At 62.2% G+C, this 15,490-nt stretch carries 13 protein-coding genes, 3 pseudogenes and 1 other annotated feature; of the genes and pseudogenes, 11 read left to right on the top strand and 5 right to left on the bottom strand.

Going from position 1 to position 15,490, the window contains the following annotated elements:
- Positions 1-84: 84 nt before the first annotated feature.
- From BJQ90_RS06680 to BJQ90_RS06670, 3 genes and pseudogenes are all read right to left on the bottom strand, one after another.
- Positions 85-452, bottom strand: a pseudogene (locus BJQ90_RS06680) (transposase); the annotation flags it as partial.
- Positions 112-225, bottom strand: a sequence feature (AL1L pseudoknot). It overlaps the preceding pseudogene by 114 nt.
- Before the next feature lie 112 nt (positions 453-564).
- A pseudogene (locus BJQ90_RS06675) lies at positions 565-1,177 on the bottom strand (IS5 family transposase); the annotation flags it as partial.
- Positions 1,178-1,224: 47 nt separating this feature from the next.
- The gene (locus BJQ90_RS06670; protein WP_226759514.1) at positions 1,225-2,493 is read right to left on the bottom strand and encodes a PLP-dependent aminotransferase family protein; all 1,269 of its coding nucleotides are present in this window, start codon (positions 2,491-2,493) and stop codon (positions 1,225-1,227) included.
- Positions 2,494-2,763: 270 nt separating this feature from the next.
- Between BJQ90_RS06670 and BJQ90_RS22450 the strand changes: the two genes are divergently transcribed.
- The 10 genes from BJQ90_RS22450 to BJQ90_RS06625 all read left to right on the top strand — a co-directional run bounded on the left by BJQ90_RS22450 (position 2,764) and on the right by BJQ90_RS06625 (position 13,798).
- A complete protein-coding gene (locus BJQ90_RS22450) occupies positions 2,764-2,889 on the top strand; it encodes a hypothetical protein (protein WP_264197025.1) in 126 nt (41 codons plus the stop codon).
- A 390-nt stretch (positions 2,890-3,279) separates the two neighbouring features.
- Entirely contained in the window at positions 3,280-4,320 is a 1,041-nt protein-coding gene (locus BJQ90_RS06665) for a LacI family DNA-binding transcriptional regulator (protein ID WP_226759513.1), read from the top strand.
- A gap of 52 nt (positions 4,321-4,372) precedes the next feature.
- A complete protein-coding gene (locus BJQ90_RS06660) occupies positions 4,373-6,049 on the top strand; it encodes an ABC transporter substrate-binding protein (protein ID WP_226759512.1) in 1,677 nt (558 codons plus the stop codon).
- 130 nt (positions 6,050-6,179) lie between these two features.
- A complete protein-coding gene (locus BJQ90_RS06655; protein WP_226759511.1) occupies positions 6,180-7,157 on the top strand; it encodes an ABC transporter permease in 978 nt (325 codons plus the stop codon).
- Positions 7,158-7,170: 13 nt separating this feature from the next.
- Positions 7,171-8,109, top strand: coding sequence for an ABC transporter permease (locus tag BJQ90_RS06650; protein ID WP_226759510.1), 939 nt, complete (start codon positions 7,171-7,173; stop codon positions 8,107-8,109).
- A gap of 3 nt (positions 8,110-8,112) precedes the next feature.
- The gene (locus BJQ90_RS06645) at positions 8,113-9,150 is read left to right on the top strand and encodes an ABC transporter ATP-binding protein (RefSeq protein WP_226759509.1); all 1,038 of its coding nucleotides are present in this window, start codon (positions 8,113-8,115) and stop codon (positions 9,148-9,150) included.
- On the top strand, positions 9,147-10,100 hold the full coding sequence (locus BJQ90_RS06640; RefSeq protein ID WP_226759508.1) for an ATP-binding cassette domain-containing protein: 954 nt from the start codon (positions 9,147-9,149) through the stop codon (positions 10,098-10,100). Before BJQ90_RS06645 ends, BJQ90_RS06640 begins: the two co-directional genes overlap by 4 nt.
- A gap of 98 nt (positions 10,101-10,198) precedes the next feature.
- Positions 10,199-11,119 (top strand): carbohydrate kinase family protein, encoded by a 921-nt coding sequence (locus BJQ90_RS06635; RefSeq protein ID WP_226759515.1) that lies wholly within the window; start codon positions 10,199-10,201, stop codon positions 11,117-11,119.
- Positions 11,120-11,220: 101 nt separating this feature from the next.
- Positions 11,221-12,726 carry a glycoside hydrolase family 32 protein gene (locus BJQ90_RS06630; protein WP_226759507.1) on the top strand — a complete coding sequence of 502 codons (1,506 nt, stop codon included), beginning with the start codon at positions 11,221-11,223 and terminating at the stop codon, positions 12,724-12,726.
- 73 nt (positions 12,727-12,799) lie between these two features.
- Positions 12,800-13,798 (top strand): aldo/keto reductase family protein, encoded by a 999-nt coding sequence (locus BJQ90_RS06625; protein WP_226759506.1) that lies wholly within the window; start codon positions 12,800-12,802, stop codon positions 13,796-13,798.
- 78 nt (positions 13,799-13,876) lie between these two features.
- Here the strand turns inward: BJQ90_RS06625 and BJQ90_RS06620 are convergent.
- Positions 13,877-14,123, bottom strand: a pseudogene (locus BJQ90_RS06620) (DUF4193 family protein).
- A gap of 406 nt (positions 14,124-14,529) precedes the next feature.
- Here BJQ90_RS06620 and BJQ90_RS06615 point away from each other — a divergent pair.
- Positions 14,530-14,733 (top strand): cold-shock protein, encoded by a 204-nt coding sequence (locus BJQ90_RS06615; protein WP_091256599.1) that lies wholly within the window; start codon positions 14,530-14,532, stop codon positions 14,731-14,733.
- Between the two features lie 19 nt (positions 14,734-14,752).
- Here BJQ90_RS06615 and BJQ90_RS06610 read toward each other — a convergent pair whose 3' ends face one another.
- On the bottom strand, positions 14,753-14,950 hold the full coding sequence (locus BJQ90_RS06610; RefSeq protein WP_226759505.1) for a hypothetical protein: 198 nt from the start codon (positions 14,948-14,950) through the stop codon (positions 14,753-14,755).
- Positions 14,951-15,490 lie beyond the last annotated feature (540 nt).

Below are 15,490 nucleotides of genomic sequence, written 5' to 3'. Positions count from 1 at the left end.
CGCTCTTTGGCAGGAAACCAGCCACCAACTCGGCAGGATTTCCAAGCTGAAACGGCCTACGAATAGTCGATCACACACATCCGGCCGGGACCGGCGGGCGTAATACGTGCTCGGGACGATCTGCAGCGCCTTGCAGATCGGCTCGACCCCGTGTTCATCGCGGTGCTTGTCCACGAAAGCGCACATCACCTCGACGGGCGGTCGAGCTCCGCCGCGAAGAAAGCCGAGGCCTGCTTCAGGATCGTGTTCGCCCGGCGCAGCTCGCGGACCTCACGCTCGAGTTCAGTAATTCGGTCCGAGTCCGTAGTGGTCGATCCCGGACGCAGGCCCTCGTCGATCTCGGCCCGACTCACCCAGGTCCGCAACGCTTCGGGATTCACCCCGAGCTGCTCGCCGATCCGGCGGAACGCGCCGGTCCTGGTCGCAGGGTCTTTCCTTGCATCAATGGCCATCCGCGTTGCGCGCTCACGCAACTCGTTTGGGTATTTTCGCTGTGCTGGCATGGGAATCATCCTTCCGGGTAATCGATGTCTCCATCAAACCCGGTGCGATTCAGTTGGCCCTGGAGGAGTAGGCCTTGTCGCCCATCACCGCGTCAGGGCGGGTCCGCGCCCGTCCCGTTCCGGCGCGCGGGACGTTGATGGCGTCAATGACGTGGGGAAACATCCGTGAGTCCGAGCCCTGGCCCGGTCCAATGATGAACGCCAGGGGCCGGCCCTTCCCGTCGCAGGCGTGGTGGATTTTCGTGCTCAGCCCGCCCCGGGAACGCCCGACGGCGTGGTCGTCAGGCTCGGTCCAGAGTTTCTTGTAATTCGGAGCGTCCCCCTGTGTTGCGGGGAAGGTTGGTTCCGTGCTGGTGGGCGCGGTTGATCGTTGAGTCCACCGACACTGTCCAGTCGATCTCCCCGGCGGCGTCGGCCTGGGTCAACAGCACGGCGTGGATCCGGTCCCAAATCCCGTCTGCTGCGAAACGGCGGTGGCGCTTCCACACCGTCTGCCACGGACCGAACTGCTCCGGCAGGTCCCGCCAGGCAATCCCACACCGGTACCGGTAGGCGATGCCCTCCACGACCTGGCGGTGGTTCCGGAACGGGCGCCCGCGCTGGCCATCGGAGCTGGGCAACAACGGCTCAACGCGGGCCCACTGATCATCGGTAAAAACTTGGAAACGAGACACGTCCCCAAGTTTTCCAGCCAGCGGTCAGCCTATTTGGGAGACACGCCCTAGCGGGCTGCGTCGATGGCCGCGCTGAATACTTCCCCGAGGATGGCGGCGCCCTTGCGGATATCGTCCAGGGATGGCAGGCAGAAAGACATCCGCAGTTCGCTGTGGCCGCTGCCGTCGGTGTAGAAGGCGGTCCCAGGTACGTACACCACGCCACGCTCGATGCAATGGTAGACGAGGGCTTCGGTGTCGATCCCCTCCGGAACCTTTACCCAGAGATAGAAGCCGCCAGTGGGTGTGTTCCAGGTGGTGCCGACGGGCATGACCTCCGCCAGGGTTTCCACCAGGGCGGTGAACTTGTCCCGGTAGATGCCGCGGTATTCAGCCAGTTTGTCCTCCCAGGCGGGGTCCTCGAGGTAGGCGCTGATGAGCTGCTGTGAGTACACGGACGGGTTGAGCTGCGATGTTTCGCTGGCGTTGAGCAGGTGGGCGTATAGCGACGCCGGCGGCAACACCCAGCCCACGCGGAGCCCGGGCGCGATCATCTTGGAGAAGGACCCGAAGTACAGGGTGATGTCCTCGAAATCAGGCTGGATGGCGGGCATGGTTTCACCGTCGAAGCCGAGGAGCCCATAGGGGTTGTCCTCGAAGATCAGCAGATCGTTGCGGCGGCACAGCTCCCCGACCACCAGGCGGCGTTCGGCCGAGAGGTTCACGCCGCCGGGGTTCTGGAAGTTGGGGATGGTGTAGAGGCCCTTGGCCGTCTTGCCGGCGGCACGGACTTCGCCGATAAGCCGTTCGAGTTCTTCCGGAACCAGACCGTCGGCGTCCATGGGGACATGGACAATTTCGGCCTCATAGCTGGTGAACACGGCCATGCCGCCGGCGTAGGACGGGGCCTCGGCGAAGATCACGTCGCCCGGGTTGACTAGGACGCGGGCGGCGACGTCCAGAGCCTGCTGGCTTCCCGAGGTCACGATGACCTGGTCCGGGCCGGCGTTGATGCCCTCCCGCTTCATGAGTTCGGAAATATGGGCGCGGAGTTCAGGGATGCCGTCGCTGGAGCCGTATTGGAAAGAGCGCTCCCCGCTCTCGAGCAGGATACGCTGGGCGTCTGCCGCGATCCGGTCGAACGGGAGGGCACCGAGGTACGGCGCGCCATTGGCAAAGGAGATCATGCCCGGCCGCTGGGCGGCCCTGAACACTTTGCGGACTTCCGAAGGGCGCGCGGCGAGGGTGCGTTGCGCGAGGTGCGGCTTCCGGGCAGGGACGCTGACGTCCCCGGACGAATCGGCAAATCCTGCGGAAGTTTCCACTGATACGGACATGGGATACCTTTCGGTCGCGAGTATCCTCCCAGTGTTGCGCCGACCTAGGGATACTGTCTAAGACCAAAGTCCGGGGATTGGCATACCTGAAGGGTATATAGTTCCTCGCCCATGCGCGCCCACTGCGGCCCACAACCTCGTCCACGGCGCCAGAACCGCCAGCGTGCTCGTCGCAGTGTTCAGCGGAACGACCAGCGGAGACGGGCCCCGGACTCCCGGAGACGTTCCCGCTGAACCCAGAACGTCTCACGAAGAAACGAGCGGGACTGCATGACAAACCGACAGCCCGGTCTCCAGGAAGTGAACGCGGACCACCAACGGCGCAGCGGAGCCGACCGCAAAGCCCGCCTCTTCCCCGGCCAAGAGATGCTCGACTGGCTGGCGCCAGGCGACTGATAGCGGACATTGTGTCGTGTTGAAGTGATCCGGTTGCAGAATATGCAGATTAGGATCCGGTGCTACGTCCTCCGCGTTTTCGGGTGCCTGGATGTGAAGTCCGCGCCGTAACCGGGATTCGGGCCAAGAGTACTGCGCCGCGGGATCCGATCCCCGATGCCCGGTGGCGCGCTTCAGAGGGTGACCGCAACGACGCACGGGCCCGAACATGGCGCCCGTGCGCCCTCCCCGCGCTCACCATGCCGGTCGCTCACGCACAGCCTTGACACCCCAACCAAACGCAGGATATGTTATATCTCACATCCACTAACGCGCGTTAGTAACGCGCATCAGTAGATTCAGCTAGACTCTCACTCAAAATTCAGCCCTTTACGAGACATCGGACGGTCAATGGAGACGAACCCACGGCAGGCCAAAGTGACGATGCAGGATGTCGCGAACCATGTCGGAGTTTCTCGGACGACTGTTTCCTTTGTCCTGAATGGTGAAACGGGAAACGGAATTCCACAAGAAACCCGTGACCGCGTCCACCGGGCCGTAACCGAATTGGGCTACCGCCCGAACGCGGGAGCCCGTGCTTTGGCGTCCAAGCAGACCAAGCTCTACGGGTTGATTACGGAAATCGTGATCGCGCCTTATGCCGCCAACATCGTCCGGGGCGCCGAGGAACAGGCCGCGCGGGAGGGTAAGACGCTTCTCATAGCCAGCACCGACGGCAGCATCGACTCCGACCGGCGGGCCATCGAGACGATGCTCGAGCACCGTGTCGAGGGTCTGATCTATGCAACAAGCTGGCATAGGGGTGTGCGGTTGCCTGCTCTTACAGACGAGGTGCCGACGGTCCTGGTTCACTGTTTTGATGAGGCGGCCAAACTCCATTCCGTCATTCCTGACGAGGCTCAAGGTGGCTATGCAGCGACCATGAGGCTCATCGGGGCTGGACACGACAGGATCGGATTCATCAACCTTGATCCCGTCATCCCAGCAGCCATCGGCCGCCGGTCCGGTTACATCCGCGCCCTTGAACAGGCCGGTATAGGCCTGGACGAGAAGTTGGTCATCAACGAGGACGGCGAGGCAGACCAGGGCTACCGTGCGGCAGCTGCCCTCCTTGATGGTGCCCGGCCACCAACTGCGATCTTCTGCGCCACTGACCGCATGGCCATGGGCGCTTACGACGCCATCAAAGAACGAGGGTTTCGTATTGGGGACGACATCTCCGTGGTTGGCTTCGACAACCAGGAAATTATCGCCAACTACCTGCGTCCCAGCCTGACGACCGTCGCGCTGCCGTTCCGGCAAATGGGGGCAACCGGCGTCGCGCTGCTGGCCAAACTGGCAGCGAACCGCGATCTGGCCCCTCTCCAACACATAGTCGAATGCCCTTTGGTGGAGCGTACATCCGTGCGCCTGCCGGTCCCGGCATCCTGACTTCCACAATCCGCTAACCCATCTCCCTTTCACTGACGAAACGAGCTCCCTCATGCCCAAAATCCACCCCAAAAGGTCACTGTCGGTTGTTGCAGCCACACTGGCGATCGGCGCACTGGCTCTTACCGGCTGCGGGGCCGGAAACACATCCGGGGGCACAACAAATGGTGGGAGCGCCTCCAACGGGCTCCTGACCATCCCCCGGGAGGACACCGCTACGTTCACCAGCAACTTCAACCCGTTCTCCCCGAAAGCGCTTCCGATGACGAAAGAGTCGGTCTTCGAGCCCCTGCTGATCGTCAACCCTGTCAAAGGGGAACCGGTACCCTGGCTCGGCGCTTCATGGAAAGCAGACGAAGACGGCAAGGGAGCCACCTTCACGCTCCGCGACGGGGTCAAATGGTCAGACGGACAGCCTCTGACCGCCGACGATGTTGTGTACACCTTTGAACTTCAGATGAAGATCCAAGGCGGATTTGACTACCTGGCTAAGGTCTCCGCCGTCGACGCGCACACTGTCCGTTTCGATTTCAACAAGCCCTACGCTCCCGGACTTTACGAAGTCGGCCAGCAGGTCATCGCCCCTAAGCATGTCTGGTCCCAGATCGCGGACCCGGCAAAGGCCACCAACGAGAACCCGGTAGGCACGGGCCCCTACACGCAGGTCTCCAATTTCCAGACACAGTCATTCGAACTGGACAAGAACCCCAACTACTGGCAGCCCGAGAAGCAGCAGCTCGCTGGCATCAGGATGCTGGCATTCGCCGGCAACTCCGGGGCGAATCTCGCACTGCAGAACGGTGATGTGGACTGGAGCGACCAGTTCATCCCCAACGTCCAGAAAACCTTTATCGACAAGGATCCGGCGCACCGGCACTTTTGGTACCCCACCACCGGTGGCACGATCAACTGGCAGATGAACACCACCAAGGCTCCATTTGATGATGCAGTCGTACGCAAAGCACTCAGCATGGCCGTGGACCGCGACCAGGTCGCCAGCCTGGGCATGTCCGGTTACACCCATCCTGCCGACTGCACCGGCCTCAGCGACGCCTATAACACCTGGCGCGACCAGAGCGTCGTCGACAAGTGCGACTGGACGAAGCTGAACGTGGATAAAGCCAACCAGATGCTCGATGACGCCGGCTACAAGAAGGGAACCGACGGTATCCGCACCCTCAAGGACGGCAAGCCGTTCCAGTTCAAGTTCTCTGTCGGCTCGGCATCTTCGGACTGGCTCTCCGTCGGCCAGATCATCTCCAAGAACATGGAAAAACTCGGCGTGAAGGTCGAAGTCAGCTCCCCTGACTGGTCCCAGGTCGTCTCCGGCTACACGGACGGATCCTTCGACAGCGGCATCGTCTGGAGCAACGGCGCCGCGACGCCCTTCGAGTTCTACCGCGGCGTAATGTCACAGAAAGTCGTTGTGCCGGTCGGCGAAAAGGCCAACGAAAACTACCACCGGTTCGGCGACCCGGCAGCGACCGCAACGCTCGACAAGCTCGCAGCAACGGCAGACCCGGCAGCGCAGAAGACCCTCGTCCACTCCCTGGAGGCACGGTTCAATGATGTGGCCCCGGTGATTCCGCTGTTCTCGGGCCCGGCGTGGGGCGCCTACACCGACCAGCGATTCACGGGCTGGCCCAGCAGCGATAACCCGTATGCAACGCTGTCGGCCCGCTCCGCCACCACAGTTCTGGTCCTGACCTCACTCAAGCCGGCCCAGTAGGCCTCACGTGGCTGTTCGGGGCAACCGGCCCCGAACAGCCACCAAAGCCCCCACACAAAACACCTTTACCACCTGCCGGACCCGGACCGACCCCGGGCGGCGCAACAATCATCAAGAAAGAAGCGGAATCATGGTATTCCTCCTCCGCCGCCTGGGGTTCTACGTCATCGCCTTCTGGGCCTGCATCACCCTGAATTTCTTCCTCCCGAGACTGATGCCCGGGGACCCCGTCAGCAGAATGTTCTCCCAAGTCCAGTCCCAGATGCGCCCGGACCAGGTGGATGCGCTCCGGCGGCTCTTCGGCCTGGACGACCGGCCCCTATGGGAGCAGTACATCGCCTACATCGGCAAGATCTTCCGTGGGGACATGGGCATCTCGCTGTCCCGATTCCCGTCCCCCGTCTCGGAGGTGATCGGATCACAGATCGGATGGACCCTCCTTCTCGGCGGCACCTCCCTGATCATTGCCGTCATTCTTGGCAATTTCCTCGGCATTCTGGCAGCGTGGCGGCGCGGAAAATTCCTGGACTCCGTCTTCCCCCCGCTGCTGATTTTCGTCGGATCATTTCCCTACTTTTGGCTGGCCATGGCCGCCCTCTATCTGTTCGGGATAACCCTGGGCTGGCTGCCTCTAAGCCATGCCTTCTCCACAGGCCTCAGCCCCTCGTTCTCCCTCAAATACATCAACGACGTAGCCGCTCACCTCATCCTCCCGGCCCTGACCATCGTCTTGGTCTCCATCGGCGGCTGGATGCTGGGAATGCGCAACACGATGATCGCCACCACCGCTGAGGACTACATCACAATGGCCCGGGCCAAGGGACTCCGTCCGGCACGAATCATGTTCCAGTACGCTGCCCGCAACGCCATGCTGCCCTCCGTAACATCGTTCGGCATGTCCCTAGGCTTCGTCGTCGGCGGCGCTCTCCTCACCGAAACCGTGTTCGCTTACCCGGGCATCGGCTACCAGCTCCTGACCTCCGTCCAGGCACTGGACTACCCGCTGACGCAAGGCATCTTCCTCACCATCACCGCCGCCGTGCTGGCAGCTAACTTCCTGGTCGACATCATTTACGTAAGGCTGGACCCCCGGGTCCGGGTCAGCTAGAAACAGGTCCCCCATGTCACTTACAGACTCAACACCTACCGCGACCACCACGGCAGTCAACCCCACCGTTCAAGTACCGGAACCTCCGGTCCGCGGACGCGTGGCCCACGGCGGGTTCGTCCACGGCATCCTCACGAACAAGAAGGCCCTCTTCGGGTTGGCCATCCTGGTCGTATTTGCCCTCCTGGCACTGCTGGCACCCCTCCTGGCACCGGGAAACCCCTCCGATTTTGGCCCCGAAGCATCCCTGGCGCCATCAGGGAACCACCTGCTCGGAACCACTTCCAAGGGCCAGGACGTCCTGGCTCTGACGCTGTGGGGATCGCGAAGTTCACTGACGGTCGGATTCACCGTCGGCATAGCGGCGACCTTCATCGGCTGTCTGGTCGGCATCGCCTCCGCGTACTTCGGCAAAGCCATCGACGAAGTACTCTCGCTGCTGACCAACATCTTCCTGCTCATCCCTGGACTTCCGCTCCTGGTGGTTCTCGCCGCATTCCTGCCGCCGGGACCCGCCACGGTCGTCATCGTCCTGGTCATCACCGGCTGGGCAGGCAGTGCCCGGGTGCTCCGCTCCCAGGCTCTGTCTCTGCGCAGCAAGGACTTCGTCGCCGCGGCCGTGGTAACCGGTGAGAAAGCCTGGCGCATCATGTTCCGGGAAATCCTGCCCAACATGGCCTCCATCGTCATGAGCACCCTGCTCGGCTGCGTCATTTACGGCATCGGCGCCCAGGCAGGCTTGGAGTTCCTGGGGCTTGGCGATACGGGGTCCGTCAGCTGGGGAACCAACCTCTATTGGGCAAACAACGACGGCGCCCTCATGACAGGCGACTGGTGGGTCCTCCTGCCCTCGGGCGTAGCCATCGCCGTCGTCGCATTTGCCCTAGCCATGATCAACTACGCCGTTGATGAAATCACCAACCCTCGCCTGCGCGTGGAAAAGAAAGGCTGACAGATGGAAACCCTGACTGAACAGGACCGGGCAAACATCGGCCGTACCGCCGCCGCTCCCGTGCTGAGCGTGAAAAACCTGCAGGTCCAATACGCGGCAGAAAGCGGAAATGTCACCGCCGTTGACGATGTCAGCTTCGACATCGGTGCAGGAGAAGTCTTCGGCCTCGCCGGCGAATCAGGTTGTGGCAAGTCCACCATCGCAAACGCGGTCATGCGGCTCCTGCAGACCCCGGCTAAAATCACCGGTGGCTCCATTGAGCTCGCTGGAAGGAATCTCCTGGATCTGGGCGAAGAAGAACTGCGACGCACCCGCTGGCGCGACGTGGCAATGGTCTTCCAAAGCGCGATGAACTCCCTGAACCCCGTCATGACCATCGGAGATCAAATCGTCGATGTCTTCACCACGCATGAACGGATGCCCAAGAAAGCTGCCCGCGAACGGGCCGCGGAACTGCTGAAACTTGTCGACATCAGCCCCGACCGCCTCAAGTCCTACCCGCACCAGCTCTCCGGCGGAATGCGCCAGCGGGCAGTGATCGCGATCGCGCTGGCGCTCAAACCCTCACTTCTCATCATGGACGAACCCACCACGGCCCTGGACGTGGTCGTTCAGCAGGAAATCATGCACCAGATCAAAGAACTTCAGCAGCGGCTGGGGTTTTCCATTCTGTTCATCACCCACGACATCTCACTCATGGTCGAGCTCTCCCACCGCATGGCCGTGATGTACGCGGGAAAGCTCGTCGAGGTCGCTCCCTCCAAGGACATGCTGGAGAACCCGCTTCACCCCTACACCAACGCCCTCATGGGAGCGTTCCCTCCGCTAACCGGCCCGAGAGTGGAGTTGACCGGCCTCCCCGACGCCCCGCCGAACATGGCACACCCTCCCACCGGCTGCCGCTTCCACCCCAGGTGCCCGCTCGCGATCGATGAGTGCCGCACCGTCGCGCCACCGCTCCTCCCAAAAACCGTAAACCACGACGCAGCGTGCCTGCTTGTACCCGGATATGTCCTCCCCCGCGAAAGGTCACGCCCATGAGCCCCGCACGCAGCACCTCACCAGGCCGCCCCGAAACAGCGACCGCGCCCCTGGTCCAGGTACGCAACCTGAGCAAGGACTACCATCTGGGAAGCTTTCCCTTCCGTTCGACCGTACGCGCGGTCAACGACGTCTCCTTTGACATCAACCATGGCGAGATTGTGGCACTTGTCGGGGAATCCGGCAGCGGAAAAAGCACCATCGCCCGCATCCTCGCCCGCCTTGAGCAGCCCACAGGCGGCCAGCTCATCATTGGCGGACAAGACATTTTTGCCACCGAACGGCGCGGGGCATCAATGAAATACCGAAGCAAAGTCCAAATGGTCTTCCAGGACCCCTTCGGATCCCTCAACCCGGCACACCGCATCGAGCACTTCCTGACGCGTCCCCTGCAGCTCCACGGAGAAAACGACAGCCCAAGGGCCCTCAAACTCAAGCTGCGTGAACTTATGGCAACAGTCGGCCTGGGCGAGCAGATGCTGGACCGGTACCCACATCAGCTGTCCGGCGGACAACGCCAGCGCGTCGCCATCGCCAGAGCCCTTGCCGTGGAACCGGAAATCATCCTGGCCGACGAACCCACCTCAATGCTCGATGTCTCGGTCCGGATCGGAATTCTCAATCTGATGCGCAAACTCCGCGATGAACGCGGGGTGTCCATGCTCTACATCACCCACGACCTCGCATCCGCCCGCTACATCGCGGACACAACCATGGTGATGTGCGCCGGGGACCTGGTCGAGGGCGGAGAGAGCATCGAGCTGATGGCCGCCCCCCATCACCCGTACACACAGTTGCTGCTCTCCGCCGTACCCGACGCCCGCAGGACCCAGACCGTCCGCCCGCCGAAGAGGGATGCCACGGCGCGGAACACCGGCCGCGGCAACGGCGAACGTATCGCCCTCAGCGAATCCCATTGGGCGCTGAAGGTGCCAGAACCGGCCGCCTGACGGCCCCCAGACCGCCACCGGACTGGCCGCGTTTTCCGCGGAAGCGGACCCAAACAGATTCGCTGCAGGCTGCAGAAACTCAAAGAAAGAATCCCATGATGAAACCATCTGCCGCACTATCCGGCGTACCGGAGGTACTTGTTGTCGGTGAAGCACTCATCGACGTGGTCCACACAGGGGACGGGGTCACTGAGCACCCGGGGGGCTCCCCCGCAAATGTGGCCTACGGACTCGCCCGTCTGGATGTATCGACAGGGTTCCTGACCTCAATCGGCATGGATGACCGGGGTCGTGCCATCAGCAGCCACCTCGCCGGCGCAGGTGTCCATTTACTCCCGGGCTCCCAGTCCGCCCCCGCTACATCGACCGCCACGGCAACACTGGCCGCCGACGGGTCCGCAACCTATTCCTTCGACCTCGCCTGGCAACTGGCCCCGTTTGCTCCGACGTACCTGCCCGGGCTCCTGCACGCCGGGTCCATCGCCAGCTTCCTCGCCCCGGGAGCCGCAGGCGTGAAGTCCCTCCTGCAGCACTGCGCAGGCATCAGCACTGTCACCTATGATCCCAACATCCGGCCCGAACTGCTCGGCAGCCAACACGAAGCCAGAACCCTCTTCGAAGATCTCATTCCCCTCACGGACGTCGTGAAACTCAGCGACGAGGACGCCGCATGGTTGTATCCACGCAGGTCGCCGGAGGAGGCTGCCCGCCACATCCGCGGACTCGGCACGGATCTGGTCGTGGTCACCCGCGGATCAGAAGGATCCTTCCTGCTCACCGCAGAGACGGAAGTCAGTGTCCCCTCCGTGGAAACCGTTGTCGCGGACACCATCGGTGCAGGGGATGCCTACATGGCGGCCCTCATCCTAGGGCTTCTGACCAGAGGAGGCGAGGGCTTGGCTCCGCCCGTCCTCGAACAGATCGCCCGCATGGCATCCATGGCCGCCGCCATCACCGTGGGCCGTCCAGGTGCGGACCTGCCCTCCTCGGCGGAAATGCGGGCAAGTCTGGTCAGCTGACCACCACTTTCCGTCTCCAGCACCGCGGACAACCTGACGATCTCAGAAATATCCCGGCCCTTTCCTTCCCCCATTCCGAATCTGAAACGAGTGCACCTCCCATGACGGCCGTGACCACCACACACCCGGAAACCTTCCGGCCCGCCCTGCATTACACGGCCCGAAACACCTGGCTCAATGATCCCAACGGACTGATCCACCACCAGGGCCTCTACCATCTCTACTACCAAAACAATCCCTTCGGAAATACCTGGGGAAACATGTCCTGGGGCCACGCGACGTCGGACAACCTCGTTGACTGGACCGAGCAGGCTGTCGCGATTGCCTGCGATGAGCAGGAGGACATCTTCTCCGGCAGCATCGTGTTCGACAGCCAAAACAGTAGCGGGTTCGGCACCGAGACGACGCCCCCGCTTGTGGCCATTTACACGAGCGCCTACAAGGAAGCCTCCCCGTTGCACGGCGGTCAGGCGCAGTCACTGGCCTACAGTCTGGACGGCGGCTTCACGTGGGAAAAGTACGCTGGCAATCCCGTGCTCACCCGCAACTCCGCCAACTTCCGTGACCCAAAAGTTTTCCGCTATGACGGCAGGGCCGGCTCCTACTGGGTGATGGCGGCCGTGGAAGCCCACGACTACAAAGTAGTCCTCTACAAGTCCGAGGACCTGAAAACCTGGGAACACCTCAGCGATTTCGGCCCCGCCAACGCCACCGGCGGCATCTGGGAATGCCCGGACCTGTTTGCTTTGCCGGTGGACGGCAATCCGCTGGAGTTGAAATGGGTTCTGACGGTGAATCTGAACCCCGGCGGCCCGAACGGCGGTTCAGCCGGGCAGTACTTCACAGGAGACTTCGACGGCGTCCAATTCACCTCCGACTCCACAATCACCAGCGGGGAACAGGACCCCGACCGCCTTCAGGAGTACGACTGGCTGGACTGGGGACGGGATTACTACGCCGCCGTCTCCTTCAGCGACGCCCCCGACGGCAGGCGAATCATGATCGGCTGGATGAACAACTGGGACTATGCCAATCAGATCCCGACTTCACCCTGGCGGAGCCCCATGTCTCTGCCCCGGGAACTCTCCCTGGCCACCGTTGACGGCCGCACCAGATTAGTCCAGAACGTCGTCGAGGAAGCCGTAGGCCGCGATGAGGCGCCGGAAGTTCAGGGCGCCCCTCTTCATCTGTCCGGGGAAACACGCCCGATCCCTGCCGCCACCGGCACGGTTCAGGTCATCGAAGCCGAGTTCACGGCAGGGACGGCCGAAGAATTCGGCCTCATCGTTCGTGGGAACGGCACGGAAGGAACCCGAATCGGCATCAACCCCGCCCAAGGCCGACTCATCCTCGATCGGACCGCCTCTGGTGACACTGGCTTCCACGACGGATTTTCTTCCGTCGACACCGCCCCCATCAACGCCCGGGACGGCCGATACCAGCTGAAGATCTACCTCGACCACTGCTCCGTTGAAGTCTTCGCCCAAAACGGCGAACTGGTGCTCACCGACCTGATATTCCCGGAAAAAACAAGCACCGGAGTCTCCATCTACGCCCACGGCGGTTCCGCAACACTCGAGAGCCTGACGATCACTCCACTGGCATAGGCCCCGTGTGCCGCAGATGGCACCCGCAAACCGGAATACGACTGTAGCAACAAGATATGGAAGAAACACGCGCATGGAATACCGCAAACTTGGATCCTCCGGCATGTACATCAGCGAACTGGCCTATGGGAACTGGGTCACCCACGGCGAGCAGATCGACCAAGGCGCGGCAACGGCCTGCGTCCGTCAGGCGTTGGATCTGGGCATTACCACCTTCGACACCGCCGACGCCTACGCGGGCACGCGCGCGGAGCACACGTTGGGTGAAGCGTTAGCCGGTGTCCGGCGGGAAAACGTCGAAATTTTCACCAAGGTCTACTTCCCTACGGGCGAGGGCCGGAACGACCGCGGCCTGTCCCGCAAGCACGTCATGGAATCCATCAACGGATCCCTGACGCGGCTGCAGACCGATTACGTCGACCTTTACCAGGCCCACCGCTACGACTACGAAACGCCGCTGGAAGAGACGATGCAGGCCTTCGCCGACATCGTGCGACAGGGCAAGGCCCTGTATATCGGCGTCTCCGAGTGGACCGTGGAGGAAATCCGTGCGGGCGTCGAACTAGCCCGGGAACTTGGCATTCAGCTCATCTCCAACCAGCCCCAGTACTCCCTTTTATGGCGGGTCATCGAAAAAGAAGTGGTCCCCACCTGCGAGGAGCTGGGCCTGGGACAGATCTGCTGGTCACCCATGGCCCAAGGCGTCCTGACCGGAAAATATGTCCCCGGTCAAGCTGCCCCGGCAGCATCCCGCTTCACGGGCGAGGGCGGCAAGCTCAAAGCGGACAACCGCTACTTGAACGACGAAATCCTAGTCCGTGTCCAGGCGCTCAAACCCCTCGCCGCGGACGCCGGCCTATCCATGCCCGCCCTCGCCGTCGCCTGGGTGCTGCAAAACCCCAATGTCTCGGCGGCCATCGTCGGTGCTTCCCGTCCTGACCAGCTCATTGATACAGCCTCCGCAGCAGGAGTGAAACTTGACCCTGCCCTGCTGGCGCAGGTGGATGACATCCTGGACCCGGTCATTGAACGCGATCCCGCCAAAGTGGAGTCCTTCAAAATCCGTCCGTGAAGGGAACGGAACGGCGCGAAGAGCCTGTGGCTCACGGATAGAGACGGATTCGGGTCCGGTATCTGGAGCGGGGGCGTCCTAGCCTTCGCAATCGATGCAGTATGAGTGGCCGTTCTTTTCGCGCGCGAGCTGGGACCGGTGCCGGACCAGGAAAAAAGGAGTAGCAGGTGAACTCGTCCCAGGCCTGGGGAACGACTTGGACAATGAGTTCCTCCGAGACGAACTCTCCGCCGGGTGTCATGGCCTCGTCCAGTGCGTCGGATTCGTCCAGCTCGCGGACGACGCTGTTGGCATCCGGGGCGTTGGCGGATTGCAGCACCTCCAGGGAGCGGTCCTGTGATTCCTTGACGTTGGAACGTACTTCGTCGTAATCGGTTGCCGCTGAGGGTCATTCTCTTTTCTAACGTTCTTACCTGACGTGGTTGGGCCCCCGTTAGCAGTATTCCCCCAAGGAAGTCTGAAATGGTGGCCGTGCGCCGCAACGTGGCGTCCACAGCAGGATCCCTGAACACGTTATTCACACCCAATCTCCGGACTAAAGGCCTTTAGGCCCCAGTTCGCTATGGTGAGGCCACCGCGCCGGTTCGCTGGCTGCCGCGATCTCAGAAGCATCCGCCGCTAACGCAATCTGTTGCCATGGTCCCGAACCCGCACATAGGCTCAAACCTGTGAGAGGCGGGGACGGCACTCCTAGAAGCGGAACCGCCCAGCGACCCGTGAAGGAAACAAGCATGGCTACAGGTACTGTCAAGTGGTTCAACGCCGAAAAGGGCTTCGGATTTATTGCCCCCGACGACGGAAGCGCTGACGTGTTCGCACACTATTCGGCAATCGCCTCCAGCGGTTACAAGTCCCTGGACGAGAACCAGAAGGTTCAGTTCGACATCACCCAGGGACCAAAGGGCCCCCAGGCGGAGAACATCCAGCCGCTCTAAAGCTCCTGGAAGAGACCGGTCAGCCTCTGCGGCGGGCCGGTCTCTCGTTGTGTTCGGGCACCTGCGAGGCGACCGCCATCTGTTCTTCTTCCCGCTTCTTGGCCCGCAGCGCCTTCGCTTCGGCCTTCTGGATCGAGGCCCTCGCCGCGTTGACGCCGGCGGAGACCGAGATCGTCGGGATCTGACTGAGCGCAACGTGGCCAGGTCCCAACGCCAAAACAGCGAAGACAGCGACGCCGGATACCCAGAAGCCGGATACGGCGATGACGGGAAGAATGATGGCTGCGGCGGCGGGCTAAATGGTGTGAAGGCCATGGCAGGGCCCACCAACTCCTACAACTCGTCTCCGAGGCCGGCGACGCCTACCGACTGGCCACCCTCAGCAAGCTCATGATCAGCTCCGGATCAGTTGCCAGGTCATGCCGTTCCCCCGACACTCATGCATGAACAGGTATCAGAGCGGAGAATCCGGACCAGCCGTAAAACCAGGTTCCTCTAGAGAGTATTCATCAAGTCATGTTGCAAGCGGCCCTAGCCACCATGAAGTGGTGAACGCGAAAACCCGACGGAAGGACGAAGATGATGAACACCCAGAAGAGGCCCGCGGCGGTACCCGGTCGGCAGTAGGCAGCCGCTCCCCCACACAACCGAACAGGCCGTTTCCGGGACCCCACACACTGGGCTGCCGCGGAGATCTCGGACAGTGGGCCCTCTTAAAATGGGGGTCTACCGAAAGTAGAGATCAGCATGACCGCAT

The sequence above is a fragment of the Arthrobacter sp. SO3 genome, from assembly GCF_020532825.1.
Taxonomy (GTDB): domain Bacteria; phylum Actinomycetota; class Actinomycetes; order Actinomycetales; family Micrococcaceae; genus Arthrobacter.
Note: the sequence above shows the minus strand (reverse complement) of the source record. Positions and strands in the feature narration are given on the sequence as shown.

What these genes read in the sequence shown, in the direction of transcription:
- BJQ90_RS06660 (WP_226759512.1), top strand. Translation starts at nt 4,373, where the DNA reads ATGCCCAAAATCCACCCCAAAAGGTCACTGTCGGTTGTTGCAGCCACA.
- BJQ90_RS06635 (WP_226759515.1), top strand. Translation starts at nt 10,199, where the DNA reads ATGAAACCATCTGCCGCACTATCCGGCGTACCGGAGGTACTTGTTGTC.
- BJQ90_RS06645 (WP_226759509.1), top strand. Translation starts at nt 8,113, where the DNA reads ATGGAAACCCTGACTGAACAGGACCGGGCAAACATCGGCCGTACCGCC.
- BJQ90_RS06625 (WP_226759506.1), top strand. Translation starts at nt 12,800, where the DNA reads ATGGAATACCGCAAACTTGGATCCTCCGGCATGTACATCAGCGAACTG.
- BJQ90_RS06615 (WP_091256599.1), top strand. Translation starts at nt 14,530, where the DNA reads ATGGCTACAGGTACTGTCAAGTGGTTCAACGCCGAAAAGGGCTTCGGA.
- BJQ90_RS06650 (WP_226759510.1), top strand. Translation starts at nt 7,171, where the DNA reads ATGTCACTTACAGACTCAACACCTACCGCGACCACCACGGCAGTCAAC.
- BJQ90_RS22450 (WP_264197025.1), top strand. Translation starts at nt 2,764, where the DNA reads ATGACAAACCGACAGCCCGGTCTCCAGGAAGTGAACGCGGACCACCAA.
- BJQ90_RS06670 (WP_226759514.1), bottom strand. Translation starts at nt 2,493, where the DNA reads ATGTCCGTATCAGTGGAAACTTCCGCAGGATTTGCCGATTCGTCCGGG.
- BJQ90_RS06630 (WP_226759507.1), top strand. Translation starts at nt 11,221, where the DNA reads ATGACGGCCGTGACCACCACACACCCGGAAACCTTCCGGCCCGCCCTG.
- BJQ90_RS06655 (WP_226759511.1), top strand. Translation starts at nt 6,180, where the DNA reads ATGGTATTCCTCCTCCGCCGCCTGGGGTTCTACGTCATCGCCTTCTGG.
- BJQ90_RS06640 (WP_226759508.1), top strand. Translation starts at nt 9,147, where the DNA reads ATGAGCCCCGCACGCAGCACCTCACCAGGCCGCCCCGAAACAGCGACC.
- BJQ90_RS06665 (WP_226759513.1), top strand. Translation starts at nt 3,280, where the DNA reads ATGGAGACGAACCCACGGCAGGCCAAAGTGACGATGCAGGATGTCGCG.